At 51.0% G+C, this 16,906-nt stretch carries 15 protein-coding genes and 2 tRNA genes; 14 read left to right on the forward strand and 3 right to left on the reverse strand.

Features of this window, described 5'->3' with window-relative positions; genetic code table 11:
* Nucleotides 1–53: 53 nt before the first annotated feature.
* A complete protein-coding gene (gene dacB / locus PGW97_RS02770; RefSeq protein WP_217392153.1) occupies nucleotides 54–1,469 on the reverse strand; it encodes a serine-type D-Ala-D-Ala carboxypeptidase in 1,416 nt (471 codons plus the stop codon).
* A 118-nt stretch (nucleotides 1,470–1,587) separates the two neighbouring features.
* Entirely contained in the window at nucleotides 1,588–2,592 is a 1,005-nt protein-coding gene (locus PGW97_RS02775) for a porin (RefSeq protein ID WP_047886493.1), read from the reverse strand.
* A 498-nt stretch (nucleotides 2,593–3,090) separates the two neighbouring features.
* Between PGW97_RS02775 and greA the strand changes: the two genes are divergently transcribed.
* A complete protein-coding gene (gene greA, locus PGW97_RS02780) occupies nucleotides 3,091–3,564 on the forward strand; it encodes a transcription elongation factor GreA (RefSeq protein WP_047886494.1) in 474 nt (157 codons plus the stop codon).
* A gap of 96 nt (nucleotides 3,565–3,660) precedes the next feature.
* Here the strand turns inward: greA and yhbY are convergent, their stop codons facing one another.
* Nucleotides 3,661–3,957 (reverse strand): ribosome assembly RNA-binding protein YhbY, encoded by a 297-nt coding sequence (gene yhbY / locus PGW97_RS02785; RefSeq protein WP_047886495.1) that lies wholly within the window; start codon nucleotides 3,955–3,957, stop codon nucleotides 3,661–3,663.
* A 137-nt stretch (nucleotides 3,958–4,094) separates the two neighbouring features.
* Here yhbY and rlmE point away from each other — a divergent pair, with 137 nt between their 5' ends.
* The 13 genes from rlmE (at nucleotide 4,095) to rpsO (ending at nucleotide 16,746) form a co-directional block, all read left to right on the forward strand.
* On the forward strand, nucleotides 4,095–4,724 hold the full coding sequence (gene rlmE / locus PGW97_RS02790; protein ID WP_047886496.1) for a 23S rRNA (uridine(2552)-2'-O)-methyltransferase RlmE: 630 nt from the start codon (nucleotides 4,095–4,097) through the stop codon (nucleotides 4,722–4,724).
* Nucleotides 4,725–4,774: 50 nt separating this feature from the next.
* On the forward strand, nucleotides 4,775–6,748 hold the full coding sequence (gene ftsH, locus PGW97_RS02795) for an ATP-dependent zinc metalloprotease FtsH (protein WP_207103332.1): 1,974 nt from the start codon (nucleotides 4,775–4,777) through the stop codon (nucleotides 6,746–6,748).
* Between the two features lie 138 nt (nucleotides 6,749–6,886).
* Nucleotides 6,887–7,666 carry a dihydropteroate synthase gene (folP, locus tag PGW97_RS02800; RefSeq protein ID WP_443147116.1) on the forward strand — a complete coding sequence of 260 codons (780 nt, stop codon included), beginning with the start codon at nucleotides 6,887–6,889 and terminating at the stop codon, nucleotides 7,664–7,666.
* A 65-nt stretch (nucleotides 7,667–7,731) separates the two neighbouring features.
* Nucleotides 7,732–9,069, forward strand: coding sequence for a phosphoglucosamine mutase (gene glmM / locus PGW97_RS02805; protein ID WP_217392150.1), 1,338 nt, complete (start codon nucleotides 7,732–7,734; stop codon nucleotides 9,067–9,069).
* Nucleotides 9,070–9,267: 198 nt separating this feature from the next.
* A complete protein-coding gene (gene secG / locus PGW97_RS02810; RefSeq protein WP_047886500.1) occupies nucleotides 9,268–9,600 on the forward strand; it encodes a preprotein translocase subunit SecG in 333 nt (110 codons plus the stop codon).
* 11 nt (nucleotides 9,601–9,611) lie between these two features.
* Nucleotides 9,612–9,696 (forward strand) — tRNA-Leu (locus PGW97_RS02815).
* A gap of 58 nt (nucleotides 9,697–9,754) precedes the next feature.
* Nucleotides 9,755–9,831, forward strand: a tRNA-Met gene (locus PGW97_RS02820).
* Nucleotides 9,832–10,011: 180 nt separating this feature from the next.
* Nucleotides 10,012–10,467 carry a ribosome maturation factor RimP gene (gene rimP, locus PGW97_RS02825; protein WP_047886501.1) on the forward strand — a complete coding sequence of 152 codons (456 nt, stop codon included), beginning with the start codon at nucleotides 10,012–10,014 and terminating at the stop codon, nucleotides 10,465–10,467.
* Nucleotides 10,468–10,489: 22 nt separating this feature from the next.
* The gene (gene nusA, locus PGW97_RS02830; protein ID WP_047886502.1) at nucleotides 10,490–11,977 is read left to right on the forward strand and encodes a transcription termination factor NusA; all 1,488 of its coding nucleotides are present in this window, start codon (nucleotides 10,490–10,492) and stop codon (nucleotides 11,975–11,977) included.
* Nucleotides 11,978–12,003: 26 nt separating this feature from the next.
* Nucleotides 12,004–14,760 (forward strand): translation initiation factor IF-2, encoded by a 2,757-nt coding sequence (gene infB / locus PGW97_RS02835; protein ID WP_273858576.1) that lies wholly within the window; start codon nucleotides 12,004–12,006, stop codon nucleotides 14,758–14,760.
* A gap of 98 nt (nucleotides 14,761–14,858) precedes the next feature.
* A complete protein-coding gene (rbfA, locus tag PGW97_RS02840) occupies nucleotides 14,859–15,257 on the forward strand; it encodes a 30S ribosome-binding factor RbfA (protein WP_047886504.1) in 399 nt (132 codons plus the stop codon).
* Nucleotides 15,258–15,260: 3 nt separating this feature from the next.
* On the forward strand, nucleotides 15,261–16,211 hold the full coding sequence (gene truB / locus PGW97_RS02845; protein ID WP_047886505.1) for a tRNA pseudouridine(55) synthase TruB: 951 nt from the start codon (nucleotides 15,261–15,263) through the stop codon (nucleotides 16,209–16,211).
* Between the two features lie 265 nt (nucleotides 16,212–16,476).
* A complete protein-coding gene (gene rpsO / locus PGW97_RS02850) occupies nucleotides 16,477–16,746 on the forward strand; it encodes a 30S ribosomal protein S15 (RefSeq protein WP_047886506.1) in 270 nt (89 codons plus the stop codon).
* Nucleotides 16,747–16,906: the final 160 nt, after the last annotated feature.

Here is a 16,906-nt window from a genome sequence, read left to right on the forward strand (position 1 = left end):
TCGCTTTTTTTTCATCTGTATGTCCCCGTCCTGACCAGGCAGGGGAGCGATCGTCAAAACTGCTCGTAGAGCGTATGGTACAAGGTGTTCTCAAAGGCCTGAATCGGAGGTGTGACAGCCGGTGCGTTTTTATCCTGCTTTGGTGGGTGATAGTTAGTCACCAGCTGGACAAACAACAGCTCTCTGCCGGATTTTGCTGTCAGGATCCCTGCTAGGTTATACGTTCCATACAGTGAGCCGCTTTTAGCATGAATCTGGCCCTGAAGCGGTTTCTGGCGGATGCTGCGCCGATACTGCAGCGTACCGCTCTCGCCGCTGACCGGGAAGGTTTTCAGCAGCCCCAGTTGGTTGTCATGCTTTCGAATGTAAGCGATCACTTGCAGCATTTGTTCGGCAGTTAAACGGTTATTGCGCGAGAGACCGGAACCGTCGACCAGTACCGCATTGTCCAGTGTGATCCCGGCTTTTTCTTTCAGGATAGCTTCAATGGCGGCCACACCGTTTTTGAAGCTGCCCGGTTGTTTGTAGTAGCGGGCACCCAGGGTTTTGGTTAGGTTATCGGCAATCAGGTTATCTGACGCTTTGACCATGATATCCAGCAGGACATTGAGCGGCTGTGACTGGTGCTGGACAACAAGCTGGCCCTGCGCCTTATCATCCCGCTTAATTTTACCCTTGAAGCTGATTCGCTGGCGGGTCAGCTCGCTGCGCAGAATTTTACTGATGTAGTCCGTTGTATCCTGAACCGCGAATTTGAGCGGCAGGGGCTGGTCGCGTTTTACTAGGCAACCGTCCAGGTGGTAGGTGTTGCCTGTCCCGGCAATATCCAGTTCCAGCTCGCAATGGCTGGCTTCATGCTGGGCTTTGTTCACGATGACGGCATTTGTGGTCACGGTGATCGGCTGGTGAGAAGGAATGTTAACCCGGGTCGGTTCGCCAAGTGAGCGGTTACTATACAGTGCGCCCTGCACACAGTTGTGCTCCAGGGTCAGGCTGCTGGCTGGCGCGCTATAACAGACGCCCAGAATGTCCCAGGGCCAGCCAGGCGCACGTTCGTAGCTGGTGAACTGCCCGCCGTTAAGCAAAATGTCGCCGCTGATCGAGGTGATGCCTTTCTTTTTGAGTTGCTGTAATAGTTGGGTCAGCTGCGTGCGGGTCAGAGTCGGGTCACCACTGAAACGGAAAATCAGATCATTGCCGCGGGTTTCCACCCGAGTGGTAAAGCGGTATTGAGGCCCGAGGTACAGCTGGGCAGCCAGCGCAGTCAGCATTTTCTGCGTGCTGGCAGGTGGCTGCAGTTGATCGGCCCGCTGCTGGTAAAGGACTTCGCCGGTCTGGCTGTCGGCAACCAGTAACGCTGTATCATTGCCGTCAGGCAACTGACTCAGCGCTTGCTGGAGTGATATAGAAGAAGCGTGCACCTGAGTAGTCAGGAGCAGGGCGAGAGTCGAAAACAGTATTCGCAGCATAAGTGGCCTTTTGCATTGCGTGTCAGGGTCAGTCATCATAAAACAAAACAGCGCCAACCCGAAGGCTGACGCTGTAAAGTCTATGTAATGACTTTGCCTTTGTCAGGCAATCATTGCATTAGAAGTCGTAACGAGCACCCAGGACGAACTCGTCAGATGCGTTCGCTTTACCTACTTTGTCAGAATCCAGCAGGTTGAACTTGTAAGACGCGTAAGTACGGAAGTTGCTGTTGAAGTAGTGAGTCGCATCAATCGCAATTGAGTCGTTCAGGTCAACGTCGTTTGAACGGTCTTCACGGAAGTTGTAAGTCGCGATGAATACAGTCTTATCCATAGTGTAAGACGCTGCGAATTCGTAACCACGTTGTTTGTCAGAGTTTTCTTCAGTGTGGCGAGCGTCTTGGTACAGACCCGCAAAGTAGAAGTCACCCACGGTGTAAGAGATTGCACCGAATGTTTGCTTCTGAGTTTCGCCGTTAAATGCACTGTTAGTCGCTGTGTCTTGCTCACCGTAACCTGCACCGAACGCCAGACCCATGTCCAGAGCGTAGATTGCACCTACAGAGTAACCGTCGTCCAGACCTTCAGAGCCTTTGCCGTCGTCAAACACGTAGTTCGCTTTCAGAGTCAGGTTGTTGCCGCCCAGATCGAAAGAACCGGTGTAAGCCAGGTTGTCACCAGCACGGTCAGCTGCAGCTACTTTGTTACCCGCTTCGTTACCATGGTAAGCCATGATATCGGTGAAGTCAGTGATCATGCCCAGAGAGCCGTCAGTTTTACCGTATACCACTTTACCAAAGTCGCCGCCGATACCTGCGTTCAGGTGACGGTTGTTGACATCACCTTTGTCGTCAGAAGAGCCAGAGCTGGTGTACTCGCCTTCCCAGAAACCGATACCGTACAGAGAATCAGTGATGTCAGTTTTACCTGCTACGTTGATACGTACACGTGATTTATCGGTGACTTTGTTGCTGCCCTGGTCGTTTTCTTTCATAACGCCACGAGCTTCGAAACGGCCGCCAATTGCCAGGCTAGAAGTTTCGTCCGAGTAAACTTCTGCGGCTGTAGCTACAGAAGAGATTGAAGCCGCTGCTACTGTCAGTGCAATCAGTGTCTTGTTCATTATCGAATCCTTTTGGAATTTTTTGTCTGATGCATTCTTGTGCTAAATGCATAGTGTTCTTTTTACTGGTTGTGCCTGGCGAACTGTTAGTAAAAAAAACTGAAAAATACTTATCCAAAAGGAAAATTGTGCATTTTAGATGTTTTTAATCCTTATATTTCAGGTGTTTACCTTAAAACTTGGAAGTTCCTTTAGGTTGTGGCTTTTTAGTTGTTTTTAGTCTTTTATTGACATCTAAAACGTAGGGTTAATTTGTTACTTTGCGTATATTTGTGATCTGCTACATATACTTATTTTGTGGCATTCGTTAGGCCTTGTCAGAAGACTGCGAATTTCGCCGGTTTGAGGAGGGTTGCTGAGGAACAAAGGTGATCTCTGAGGAATCTTTGTTTAGAATGAAGCGTTCCCTTTAATTGATATGGTTCGGCCTGGTCGCCGGGCTGGCTTTGTTTTGCCTTCTATAGCCTTGGCTATACGGGCGTTGAGGTAAATAAAAATATGGATAAGATTCCAATGACAGTGCGCGGCGAAAAGATGCTGCGTGAAGAACTGGATATTCTGATGAAACGTCGCCCGCTGATCTCTCAAGCGATTGCAGAAGCACGCGAACTGGGTGACCTGAAGGAAAACGCAGAATACCACGCTGCGCGTGAAGAGCAGGGCATTTGTGAAGCACAAATTCGCGACATCGAGTACAAGCTGTCGATGGCGCAGGTGATCGATGTGACTAAGATGCAGAACGCTGGCAAAGTGATTTTCGGCTCGACAGTTACGCTGATCGACATTGATACCGATGAAGAAGTGACCTACCAGATCGTAGGTGATGACGAAGCTGACATCAAAGCGGGTCGTATCTCTGTGAACTCGCCGATCGCTCGTGGCCTGATTGGTAAAATGCAAGACGACGAAGTGTCAATCACGACGCCGGGCGGTAAGCGCGAATTCGAAATTTCTGACGTTGCCTACCTGTAACCAGCAGAATTTGTTAGAAATTGTGACTATCAGATAAAAATCACGGCACACCCTGCCGTGATTGAGGTATAAAAAAGGCCGCAGCGGCGGCCTTTTTTATTTGCGTGGCAATTCGATTTTTCGATTTTCGCTTTGACGGTAAAGAACCAGCGTGTTCCCGATAACCTGAACCTTTTCAGCTTTGGTTTCGCGAACAATGGCATCAACGATCAAAAACTTGGTTTCGCGCTCTTCAGCAGCAACCTTAACCTTGATAAGCTCATGGTGGTCAAGTGCCAGTTCGATTTCGGCCAGCACGGCTTCAGTTAAGCCATTTGCACCCATTAAGACTACAGGTTTTAGGTTGTGCGCAAGACCTTTAAGGTATTGCTTCTGCTTGGTGCTTAGATTCATGTCGACTCTATTTCATTCTAGGGTTGAAAACCGCGTATTCTAACGCCATATAGTCTGGATGACTAATTTGTTTAGTATACGCCATCAATGGTGTTGCTGAGTATACTTGATAAGTCCCCAAACTCATTAGGTAAATCATGAGTAAAAAAAAGCATTCGGCCAGCTCCGGCCGTTGGCTGAAAGAACATTTTGATGACAAATATGTTCAGGAAGCACAAAAAAAGGGCTACCGCTCCCGTGCCATCTTCAAAATTGAAGAAATCCAGAAAAAAGATAAGCTTCTGAAACCTGGTATGACAGTCGTGGATCTGGGGGCGGCACCTGGCGGCTGGTCACAGTATGCGGCTGAGATTGTTGGTGACGAAGGTCAGGTGATTGCCTGTGACATTCTGCCAATGGACTCACTGCCGGGCGTAAGCTTCCTGCAAGGTGATTTCCGTGAGGAAGCCGTGTTGGATGCTCTGTTGGAGCGTATTCAGCCGGACATGGTCGATGTGGTTCTGTCGGACATGGCGCCTAACATGAGTGGTAACCTGGCATCAGATCAGCCTAGAGCAATGTATCTTGTTGAACTAGCATTAGATATGTGTAGACAAGTACTTGCGCCTAACGGCAGCTTTGCGGTAAAAGTTTTTCAAGGTGAAGGCTTTGACCCATATCTGGCGGAAGTGCGCTCTATGTTCAAAGTGGTCAAAATCCGCAAGCCGGATTCATCGCGGGATCGCTCTCGTGAGGTATATATTGTAGCTACAGGTTACAAACTGTAGTACCCTAAATTCATTTATTTAGTTATCGCGAGGTTAACACCTTGAGTGACATGGCAAAAAACTTGATTCTGTGGTTAGTCATCGCTGTGGTTCTGATGTCTGTTTTTCAGAGCTTCGGACCCGGTGATAATGCTGGCCGTCAAGTCGACTATACAACCTTTGTCCGTGAAATCGGTCAGGATCAGATTAGGGAAGTGCGATTCAATGATCGTGAAATTACCGTATTCAAACGTGATAACACGCGATACGTCACCTATCTGCCTGTCTACAACGATCAAAAGCTGTTAGACGATCTGATTAACGCAAATGTTAAAGTGCTGGGTACTCCACCAGAAGAACCTAGCTTGTTAGCATCTATTTTCATTTCCTGGTTCCCGATGCTGTTGCTGATCGGGGTCTGGATCTTCTTCATGCGTCAGATGCAGGGCGGGGGTGGCAAAGGTGCCATGTCGTTCGGTAAATCGAAAGCCCGTATGATGAGTGAAGACCAGATCAAAACCACCTTTGCAGACGTCGCTGGCTGTGATGAAGCCAAGGAAGATGTGAAAGAGCTGGTGGATTACCTGCGTGATCCAAGCCGCTTCCAGAAACTGGGCGGTAAGATTCCGACCGGTGTTCTGATGGTTGGTCCTCCAGGTACCGGTAAAACCCTGCTGGCAAAAGCCATCGCCGGTGAAGCCAAAGTACCGTTCTTTACTATCTCTGGTTCTGACTTCGTTGAAATGTTCGTCGGTGTGGGTGCATCCCGTGTCCGTGACATGTTCGAGCAAGCCAAGAAAGCTGCACCTTGTATCATCTTTATTGATGAGATTGATGCGGTGGGTCGTCAGCGTGGCGCTGGTGTCGGTGGTGGTCACGATGAGCGTGAGCAAACCCTGAACCAGATGCTGGTTGAAATGGACGGCTTTGAAGGTAATGAAGGCATTATCGTGATTGCGGCAACCAACCGTCCGGACGTTCTGGACCCGGCTCTGCTGCGTCCTGGTCGTTTCGACCGTCAGGTGGTCGTTGGCCTGCCGGATGTTCGTGGTCGTGAGCAGATCCTGAAAGTGCATATGCGTAAAGTGCCACTGGATGGTGATGTGAAACCTGAGCTGATTGCACGTGGTACTCCAGGCTTCTCTGGTGCTGACCTGGCTAACCTGGTGAACGAAGCGGCGTTGTTTGCGGCGCGTGGTAACAAGCGCACCGTGTCTATGGTTGAGTTTGAACTGGCCAAAGACAAGATCATGATGGGTGCCGAGCGTAAGTCCATGGTGATGACGCAGGAGCAGAAAGAGTCCACGGCATACCATGAAGCGGGCCACGCTATCATTGGTCGCCTGGTACCGGATCATGACCCTGTTTATAAAGTGTCTATCATTCCACGCGGCCGTGCGCTGGGTGTGACCATGTACCTGCCTGAGCAGGATCGTGTCAGCCACTCACGTGAGTACCTGGAATCGATGATTTCCAGCCTGTACGGCGGTCGTCTGGCAGAAGAACTGATCTACGGTATAGAAAAAGTATCTACCGGTGCATCAAACGATATCGAACGTGCGACCGAAATCGCCCGTAAGATGGTGACGCAGTGGGGCTTCTCCGAGAAGATGGGTCCACTGTTGTATGCTGAAGATGAAGGCGAAGTGTTCCTGGGTCGTTCGGTCACGAAGACCAAGCACATGTCTGATGAAACAGCGCGCGCTATCGATGCGGAAGTACGTGCAATCATCGATCGTAACTACGAACGTGCCCGTGAGATTCTGATGGCTAACATGGACATCATGCACTCGATGAAAGATGCACTGATGAAATATGAAACCATCGATGCCGGCCAGATTGACGACCTGATGAAGCGCAAAGAAGTGATTCGCGCACCAAAAGGTTGGGGTGACGAAAACGACACCATGAAAGTGGGTGAGCCGCACGAAGCCAAAGCAGAACAAACTGCTGAGCAAGCGCCAGCCCAAGAGGTGGATGACGAGCAGGAAACTGCCGATGCACCGGCGATTCATCGCAGTGAAGATGATAAGCCAAACGCATAACCGCCCGATATGATTTAAACCCCGGCTCTGGTCGGGGTTTTTTATTGTTTTATGCTCATGGAATTGAGCCAGTTGAGGAGCCAAAACTTGATTCTGACGAATAAAGAGAAAACCCTGGATCTGTCACGTCCCCATACCATGGGGATCCTCAATGTCACACCAGACTCCTTTTCTGATGGCGGCCGTTTCAACCGGATGGATGCGGCATTACGTCATGCCGAAGAGATGCTGGCTGCCGGTACGACTATTTTGGATATCGGTGGTGAATCAACCCGCCCGGGTGCGGCGGATGTCAGTCAGCAGGACGAGTTGGACCGGGTCATCCCGGTAATTGAAGCCATCAGCCAGCGATTCGACTGCTGGATCTCCATTGATACCAGCAAAGCTGAAGTCATGACGGAGTCAGTCAAAGCCGGTGCGGATCTGATCAATGATATTCGTGCGCTACGGGAGCCTGGTGCACTGGCTGCGGCTGCTGCTGCCGGGGTGCCGGTTTGTCTGATGCATATGCAGGGACAGCCTCGGACCATGCAGGCAGAACCTTCCTATCAGGATGTAATCGCGGATGTCGGCGACTTTTTGGCTGAGCGGGTTGCCGCTTGCGAAGCGGCAGGCATTGCCCGCGATAAGCTATTGTTGGATCCGGGGTTTGGATTTGGTAAAACCCTTGAGCATAACTACCGGCTGCTGGCTCATCTCGAGTCGTTCCATCAGTTCGGTTTGCCCCTGTTGGTGGGGATGTCGCGTAAATCAATGATTCATAAATTATTAGAGAAACAGCCAGCGGACTGTCTGGCCGGAAGTCTGGCGTGCGCCGCGATTGCCGCCATGAAAGGTGCGCAGATCATCCGGGTACACGATGCTAAAGAAACCGTCGATGTACTGAAGGTGTGTGAAATGACGCTGGCGCAGCGTTAATCACATCAGACGGGTCTGAAATTATAACAACCCTGGTTGAAATCATTAGTTGCTAGGAGTGATTCATGGCAGAGCGTAAATATTTTGGCACCGACGGGGTGCGCGGGTTTGTGGGCAAAGCGCCAATCACGCCTGATTTTGTTCTTAAACTGGGTTGGGCGGCCGGACGGGTTCTGGCCAAAGAAGGAACCCGAAAAGTAATTATTGGTAAGGATACCCGTATTTCCGGTTACATGCTGGAATCAGCACTGGAAGCAGGTTTGGCGGCGGCGGGGCTGCAGGCGGCATTCACCGGTCCGATGCCTACACCAGCTGTTGCTTATCTGACCCGCACTTTCCGGGCAGAAGCGGGCATTGTGATCTCTGCATCCCACAATCCGTATTACGACAACGGGATCAAGTTCTTTTCTTCGGAAGGCACCAAACTGCCGGATGAGGTTGAACTGGCTATCGAAGAAGAAATGGACAAGCCGCTGACCTGTGTGGAGTCTGCGCTGCTGGGGAAAGCATACCGTATCAACGATGCTGCCGGACGTTACATTGAGTTTTGCAAAGGCACTTTCCCGAGCAAATACGATCTGGCCGGCTACAAAATTGTTGTCGACTGTGCTCACGGTGCCACTTATCACATCGCCCCGAATGTCTTTAAAGAGCTGGGTGCTGAAGTGATCACTATCGGGTGTTCCCCGAACGGTACCAACATCAATGATCAGGTCGGCGCGACTGATGTTGCAGCCCTGCAGGCGAAAGTGCTAGAAGAGAAGGCGGACTTTGGCATTGCACTGGACGGCGATGGTGACCGGGTGATCATGGTGGATGAAGAGGGCAACAAAATCGACGGCGATCAGATTGCCTACATCATTGCCCGTGATGCCCTGCGTCGTGGCGAGTTGAAAGGTGGTGTTGTTGGTACGCTGATGACCAACCTGGGGATGGAAAATGCCCTCAAACAACTGGGGATTCCGTTTGTCCGTGCCAAAGTGGGTGACCGCTATGTCATGGAAGAGCTGCAAAAACATAATTGGCTGATTGGTGCAGAAAACTCTGGTCACGTGATCCTGCTGGATAAAGTCACAACCGGTGACGGTATTGTAGCGGGGCTGCAGATCATGGCTGCGATGGTTGGCAGTAAAATGTCACTGAAAGAGCTGGCCGATGGCATGACCATGTACCCGCAGGTGCTGGTCAATGTGCGATTCTCGGGGGATTCCAATCCGCTGGAATCAGATGCGGTATTGTCTGCCCAGGCAGCTGTAGAAGCTAAACTGGGTAATAAAGGTCGCGTTCTGCTGCGAAAATCCGGCACAGAACCGCTGATCCGGGTGATGGTTGAAGGTGAGGATGCCGAGCTGGTTGAAGCATCCGCACAGCAAATAGCTCAGGCCGTCAAAGACAACTGTTAATGGCGCGCGTGTTCGCGTCAGGAAGAGCGCCGGTTTTGCTTATTTCTTCGACAGGTGATTCACGAAACTGATTTTTCGATGAAATTTTACTTGTCACTAAAGAGCGCTTTCGCTAGTATTCATCCCGCTCCTTAGGAAGGGGTGCGCTGGCACTGCTAAAGCAAAGCCGGCACAACAACTTAACCATAGGTGGAACCCATGTACGAAATTCTACTTGTGATTTATCTGTTGGCTGCGCTTGGTGTGATTGGCCTGGTTTTGGTTCAACAAGGTAAAGGCGCAGATATGGGAGCTTCATTCGGGGCTGGCGCTTCAGGTACACTGTTTGGCGCAAGCGGCTCTGGTAACTTTCTGACCCGAATGACCGCAATTTTTGCAACCATCTTCTTCGTGATTAGCCTGGTGCTGGGTAACATGAGCACTAAACAAGCACACGAAAACAGCGGTTGGGAAGACCTAAGTGCCCCAGCAACTGAGCAAGTGGTTGAAAAAACTGAGAATGCACCAGTTAACAGTGACATTCCTCAGTAACTAAGAATTTAGCCGAGATGGTGAAATTGGTAGACACGCTAGCATGAGGTGCTAGTGCCGTAAGGTGTAGGGGTTCAAGTCCCCTTCTCGGCACCATTGTTTCGTTACTTGAAAGAGTAACCTCTGAGCGATATAATTCGCATCAGATTACGGACGCGGGGTGGAGCAGCTTGGTAGCTCGTCGGGCTCATAACCCGAAGGTCGTTGGTTCAAATCCGGCCCCCGCAACCACTTTCCGAAAAAACAACTATCCTTGTAAGGAAGTGTGTTTTTTCAGTCACAGTAAGAACTGTGATTATCAGGGTCCAGTGATAATAAACCCCGTAATTCGGGGTTTTTTATTATCTGAAATATGACCATTCAGGTATCTACTGGGCTTTATAGCCCTTTTTTTGTTTCCGGGGGGTTGTTTTGACAGCTTTAGAGATGCAATTGACCGAACTGCTTGAAGCGCCGGTAACGGCTACAGGCTACGAGCTGGTGGGTCTGGAATTTATCCGCGCAGGTGAACACTCGACACTGCGTGTCTACATTGATCACGAAAACGGGATCACAGTAGAAGATTGTGCCGAAGTGAGCCGCCAGATCAGTGCGGTAATGGATGTTGAAGATCCAATTACTGTTGCTTACAACCTGGAGGTTTCTTCCCCGGGTCTGGAAAGGCCGCTATTTAAAGCCGCACATTACCAACAATTTATTGGCCACGAGGTCAGCCTGGTATTGAAAATGGCGATGGGCAACCGTCGTAAGTGGAAAGGTGACATCGTTGCCGTTGATGGCGAGCTAGTTACGTTAAACGTTGATGGCAATGAAGAAACATTTGCACTTAGCAATATTTCCAAAGCCAACCTGGTTCCAAAATTCTAACCGCTAAATTGGGGCATTAGAAATGAACAAAGAAATCTTGGCTGTCGTTGAAGCGGTATCCAACGAAAAAGCTGTTCCTCGTGAGCGTATCTTCGAAGCACTAGAGATCGCGCTGGCAACAGCAACAAAGAAAAAATACGAAGCTGAAATCGACGTTCGTATTGCGATCGATCGTAAAACGGGTGAGTTCGAAACTTTCCGTCGCTGGAAAGCGGTTGACGAAGTGACTCAGCCTACGCTGGAAATCACTTTGGAAGCAGCTCAGTACGATGACGAAACCGTCGAGCTGGGTGACTACGTTGAAGAGCAGATCGAATCTGTAACGTTTGACCGTATCACTACTCAGACAGCCAAGCAGGTTATCGTTCAGAAAGTTCGCGAAGCAGAACGTGCACAGGTCGTTGAACAGTTCATCGATAACGAAGGTGAACTAATTACCGGTGTGGTCAAGAAAGTTAACCGCGATGCTGTTATCATTGACCTTGGCAACAACGCTGAAGCTGTGATTCTGCGTGAAGATCAGCTGCCTCGTGAAAACTTCCGTCCGGGTGACCGTGTTCGTGGTCTGCTGTACGCAGTGCGTCCAGAAGCGCGCGGCTTCCAGTTGTTCATGACGCGTTCTAAGTCTGAAATGCTGTCAGAACTGTTCCGCATCGAAGTGCCAGAAATCGGCGAAGAGATGATTGAGCTGATGGGCGCGGCACGCGATCCGGGTTCTCGTGCGAAAATTGCCGTGAAGACCAACGACAAACGTATTGACCCTGTGGGTGCGTGTGTTGGTATGCGTGGTGCACGTGTTCAGGCTGTGTCTGGTGAGCTGGGCGGCGAGCGTATTGATATCGTGCTGTGGGATGAGAACCCTGCACAGTTCGTGATCAATGCTATGGCTCCTGCTGAAGTGAGTTCTATCATCGTTGATGAAGACAACCACACCATGGATATCGCCGTAGAGAAAGACAACCTGGCGCAGGCTATCGGCCGTAGCGGTCAGAACGTACGTCTGGCTTCTCAGCTGACTGGCTGGGAACTGAACGTGATGACAGTGGAAGATCTTCAGAAGAAACACCAGGAAGAAGCTCAGGAATCTATCGAGGTATTCACCAAGTACCTGGATATCGATGAAGAATTCGCCGCAGGTCTGGTTGAAGAAGGCTTCACGACGCTGGAAGAAATCGCTTACGTTCCAGTTGCTGAACTGCTGGCTGTTGAAGGCCTGGATGAAGCAACAGTTGAAGAGCTGCGTAACCGTGCAAAAGAAGCACTGACCACGCTTGCTCTGGCTCAGGAAGAAGCACTGGAAGGTGCTGAACCAGCCGAAGACCTGCTGGGTCTGGAAGGCCTGGAGCGTGAATTGGCGTTCAAACTGGCCGCGAAAGGCGTTCGCACGCTGGAAGATCTGGCTGATCAGGGTACCGACGATCTGATTGATATCGATGGTGTCGATGAAGCGAGAGCCGGCGAGCTGATCATGGCAGCGCGTAATATCTGCTGGTTCAGTGACGAAGCATAATTCATAAATCGCAAGGGAGGAGCAGCATGTCAGAGGTTACAGTTAAAGCACTATCCGAGGAAATCGGTACGCAAATTGACCGTTTGCTTCAACAGTTTGCCGATGCAGGTATCAGCAAAAAAGCTGACGATACCGTAAGCCAACAGGAAAAGCAGTCGCTGCTGGCCCACCTGAAAAAAGAACATGGTGGCAGCAGTACTGGCGAGGCTCCTACACGCCTTACCTTGCAACGTAAGACCCGAAGCACTCTGAGTGTTTCGGGCTCTGGTGGCAAGAATAAAAGTGTTCAGGTAGAAGTGCGTAAAAAGCGTACCTATGTTAAACGTTCTGCTCTTGAAGAAGAACAGCGTGCCGCGGAAGAAGCGAAGCGCCAGGCGGATGAAGCCGCCCAGCGTGAGGCAGAAGAAGCAGCTAAACGTGCAACGGAAGAAGCCGCGAAACGTGAAGCTGAGGAGCAAGCTAAGCGTGATGCTGAGCTGGCTGCACAGCGCGCTGAGGAAGAGAAACGCCTAGCCGAAGAAAAAGCTAAGCAAGAGTCAGAACTCAATGCTGAACGCAAAGCTGAGGAAAAGCTGAAGCGTGAAGCTGATGATAAGCGTCTGGTTGAAGAAAAAGCCAAACGCGCCGCCGCTGATGAACAGGCTAAGAAAGAAGCCGAGGCGCTCCAACGTCGCCGGGAAGAGGAAGCCAAGCGTAAAGCCGAAGAAGAGAGTCAGCGTCAGCTAGAAGAGGCACGCAAGATGGCAGAAATGAATGAAAAGAACTGGTCAAAACCTGACCAGAATGCAGGTAATATGGATAAAGACGACTACCATACTACGACGTCCAGTTACGCACGTGCGGCTGAAGACGAGCAAGATCGTAAAGAAGAACAAGCACGCCGCCGCAAGAAGAAAAAGCCGAGCGGTGCTAAGCAGCAAGAAGAACGCGCCCCTCGTGGTGGCCGTGCCCCTCGTGGCCGTGGCAAGCAGCAGCTGGCTAAGCCAACCTCTATGCAGCACGGCTTCGACAAGACAGCGACTGTCGCTAAGTCAGACGTTGTTATCGGCGAAACAATCGTTGTGTCAGAACTTGCTAACAAGATGGCGGTAAAAGCTGCTGAAGTTATCAAAGTGATGATGAAGATGGGTGCGATGGCAACCATCAACCAAGTGATCGATCAGGAAACCGCTGCACTGGTTGCTGAAGAAATGGGTCACAAGGTTATCCTGCGTAAAGAAAACGAGCTGGAAGAAGCGGTACTGTCTGATCGTGATGAGAACCTGGCTACTGTTCCTCGTGCGCCAGTTGTTACCATCATGGGTCACGTTGACCACGGTAAAACGTCTACGCTTGACTACATCCGTAAAGCACACGTTGCTGCGGGCGAAGCCGGTGGTATTACCCAGCACATCGGTGCATACCACGTTGAAACCGACAACGGCATGATCACCTTCCTGGATACTCCGGGACACGCCGCGTTTACCGCAATGCGTGCTCGTGGTGCTCAGGCAACGGATATCGTTGTTCTTGTTGTAGCAGCAGACGATGGCGTAATGCCACAGACAATCGAAGCGATTCAGCACGCGAAAGCGGCTGGCGTACCTCTGATTGTTGCCGTGAACAAGATCGACAAAGAAGATGCGAACCCAGATAACGTGAAGAACGAGCTTGCTCAGTACGACGTTATCCCAGAAGAATGGGGCGGTGAGAACATCTTCGTTCACATCTCTGCGAAGCAGGGTACGAACATCGACGGTCTGCTAGAAGCAATCCTACTTCAAGCTGAAGTTCTTGAACTAACAGCAGTTGCTGAAGGCATGGCGAAAGGTGTGGTTGTTGAATCACGTCTTGATAAAGGCCGCGGTCCGGTAGCGACAGTTCTGGTACAGGAAGGTACCCTGTGCAAGGGCGATATCGTTCTGTGTGGTCTGGAGCATGGCCGTGTTCGTGCGATGCGTGATGAGCGTGGTCAGGAGATCGAATCTGCTGGTCCATCTATCCCAGTTGAGATCCTAGGTCTGTCAGGCGTACCGTCTGCCGGTGACGAAGCGACAGTTGTACGTGACGAGCGTAAAGCGCGTGAAGTTGCAATGTACCGCCAAGGCAAATTCCGTGACGTTAAACTGGCTCGCCAGCAGAAAGCGAAACTGGAAAACATGTTTGCCAACATGGCTGCCGGTGAAGTTGCTGAACTGAATGTGGTACTGAAAGCTGACGTACAGGGTTCTGTGGAAGCAATCGCTGACTCACTACGCAAACTGTCTACCGACGAAGTGAAAGTGAACATCGTAGGTTCAGGTGTAGGTGGTATCACTGAAACTGACGCCGTACTGGCTGCTGCGTCTAACGCAATCGTCCTGGGCTTCAACGTGCGTGCTGATGCTTCTGCACGTAAGACGATTGAAACTGAGAACCTGGATCTGCGTTACTACTCAATCATCTACCAGCTGATCGACGAAGTGAAAGCGGCGATGAGCGGTATGCTGTCACCTGAGTTCAAGCAGGAAATCATTGGTCTGGCTGAAGTTCGTGACGTGTTCAAGTCACCGAAACTGGGCGCTATTGCAGGCTGTATGGTTACTGAAGGTACCATCAAGCGTAATAACCCAATCCGCGTTCTGCGTGATAACGTGGTTATCTACGAAGGTGAACTGGAATCTCTGCGTCGCTTCAAAGATGACGTGAACGAAGTGAAGAACGGCTACGAATGTGGTATCGGCGTTAAGAACTACAATGATGTTCGCGTTGGTGACCAGATCGAAGTTTACGAAATCATTGAGATTCAGCGTACCCTTGACTAATCCTCAAGGCTGTAACCTGCTAAAAGGTTTACATAATATCCATGGGGAGCTTCGGCTCCCCATTCTTTCAAGAGCCTGTTCTCTAAGAGAGGAAAAGAATGTCTAAAGAATTTAGCCGTACTCAGCGTGTTGCTCAGCAGCTGCAAAAAGAGCTGGCGGTGATCCTGCAACGCGAGATCAAAGACCCACGTATTGGCATGGCCACCATCTCCAGCGTCGACGTTTCCCGTGATATGGGTTACGCAAAAGTGTACGTGACCTTCCTGACGGTGGGTGAGCAAACAGCAGAAGACAGCCTGGAAGCACTGCGCGAAATGGCGCCGTACATCCGTTCGCTGCTGGGTAAGCAAATCCGTCTGCGCGTCACGCCGGAACTGAACTTCATTTTCGATAAGTCACTGACTGAAGGTATGCGTATCTCGAACCTGGTAACAAAAGCGGTTCGTGATGATGAAGACCGCCGTGGCAATAGCCCACGCGAGGAAGACGAGGAGTAACTGATGGCACGTCGTCGTAAGGGGCGTCCGGTTGACGGGGTGATCCTGCTGGACAAACCAACCGGGATCAGTTCAAACGATGCGCTGCAGAAAGTGAAGCGTATCTTCTTCGCGGAAAAAGCCGGCCATACCGGGGCGCTGGATCCGCTGGCAACCGGGATGCTGCCAATTTGTTTTGGTGAAGCAACCAAGTTTTCTCAGTTTCTGCTGGACTCTGACAAACGCTACCGTGTTATTGCCAAACTGGGTGAGCGGACCGACACGTCTGACTCGGACGGTGAAGTGGTGCAGACGCGTGAAGTGAAAGTCGACCGCGGTCAGCTGGAACGCTGCATTGCCAAATTCCGTGGCACCACGGATCAGGTACCGTCGATGTACTCGGCACTGAAGTACCAGGGCCGTAAGCTGTATGAATATGCCCGTGAAGGCATTGAAGTACCGCGTGAAGCCCGCAAGATCACCGTGTATTCGGTTGAACTGCTGCGCTTTAGCAACAACGAGGTGGAAATGGAGCTGCATGTCTCGAAAGGGACGTACATCCGTACCATCGTTGATGATCTGGGCGAAATGCTTGGTTGCGGCGCGCACGTAACTTTCCTGCGCCGGACCGGAGTGTCGAACTTCCCGGTTGAGCGCATGGTGACCCTGGAACAGCTGGAAGCGATGCTGGAGCAGGCCAAAGCGGATGATGTGGTGCCAAGTGAAGTGCTGGACCAACTTCTGCTGCCCACGGATACCGCGGTTCAGGACTTGCCTGAAGTGAACATCCTGCCGGCGCTGGCCGTCTATATTCTGAACGGTAACCCGGTTAATGCGGGGCGTGTGCCGGCGGAAGGGACGCAGGTACGCATCACGGTAGGTCAACAGCGCGATTTTATTGGCGTTGGCGTGATTGACCGGGAAGGCATGCTGGCACCGAAACGTGTGATGGCAAACAAGCAAACCATCCAGTAAGCCACCATGCTGAAGCGCGGCTGGCAGAGACCGCGGTAGCCGGACTGAACCAAAGCGGAAACCTTCGGGATTCCGCTTTTTCTTTATCCGCGGGCACCCTGAACGTCGGGCGTTTAGCGGGGCGAACGGCCTGTGAATATTGTCAGCAGGGCCGGAATATTTGCTTGTAGTTCACGGTGGCTGCCAGTATAATCCGCGGCTCGGGTGTCGGCTGAATCAGAGATTGGCTGGCACAAATTAAAACCTTTTTTATTAGGAATGAGTTATGTCTCTGAATGCAGAAACTAAAGCAGCAATCGTTGCTGAATACGCACAAGGCGCAAACGACACTGGTTCTCCTGAAGTTCAGGTTGCACTGCTAACAGCACAAATCAACCACCTTCAAGGTCACTTTGCTAACCACAAACACGACCACCACAGCCGTCGTGGCCTGCTGCGCATGGTTTCTCGTCGTCGTAAGCTTCTGGATTACCTGAAAGGTAAGAATCTGGATCGCTACCAAGACCTAGTTAAGCGTCTGGGCCTGCGTCGCTAAGATTGCTTAGGAAAGGAGCCGTTAAGGCTCCTTTCTTTTTTCTACGCTTTATAGAAATCACGAGTCGTTTTCGTCGACCCTAAGGTCGCGGCTAATGCGAGTCTGCCCAGGTTGGATACGTTGTGAGCGGGTGGCTTCGCATTAGTCGCGATACGTGAAT

The sequence above is a fragment of the Photobacterium sp. GSS17 genome (genome assembly GCF_028621875.1).
GTDB lineage: Bacteria > Pseudomonadota > Gammaproteobacteria > Enterobacterales > Vibrionaceae > Photobacterium > Photobacterium ganghwense.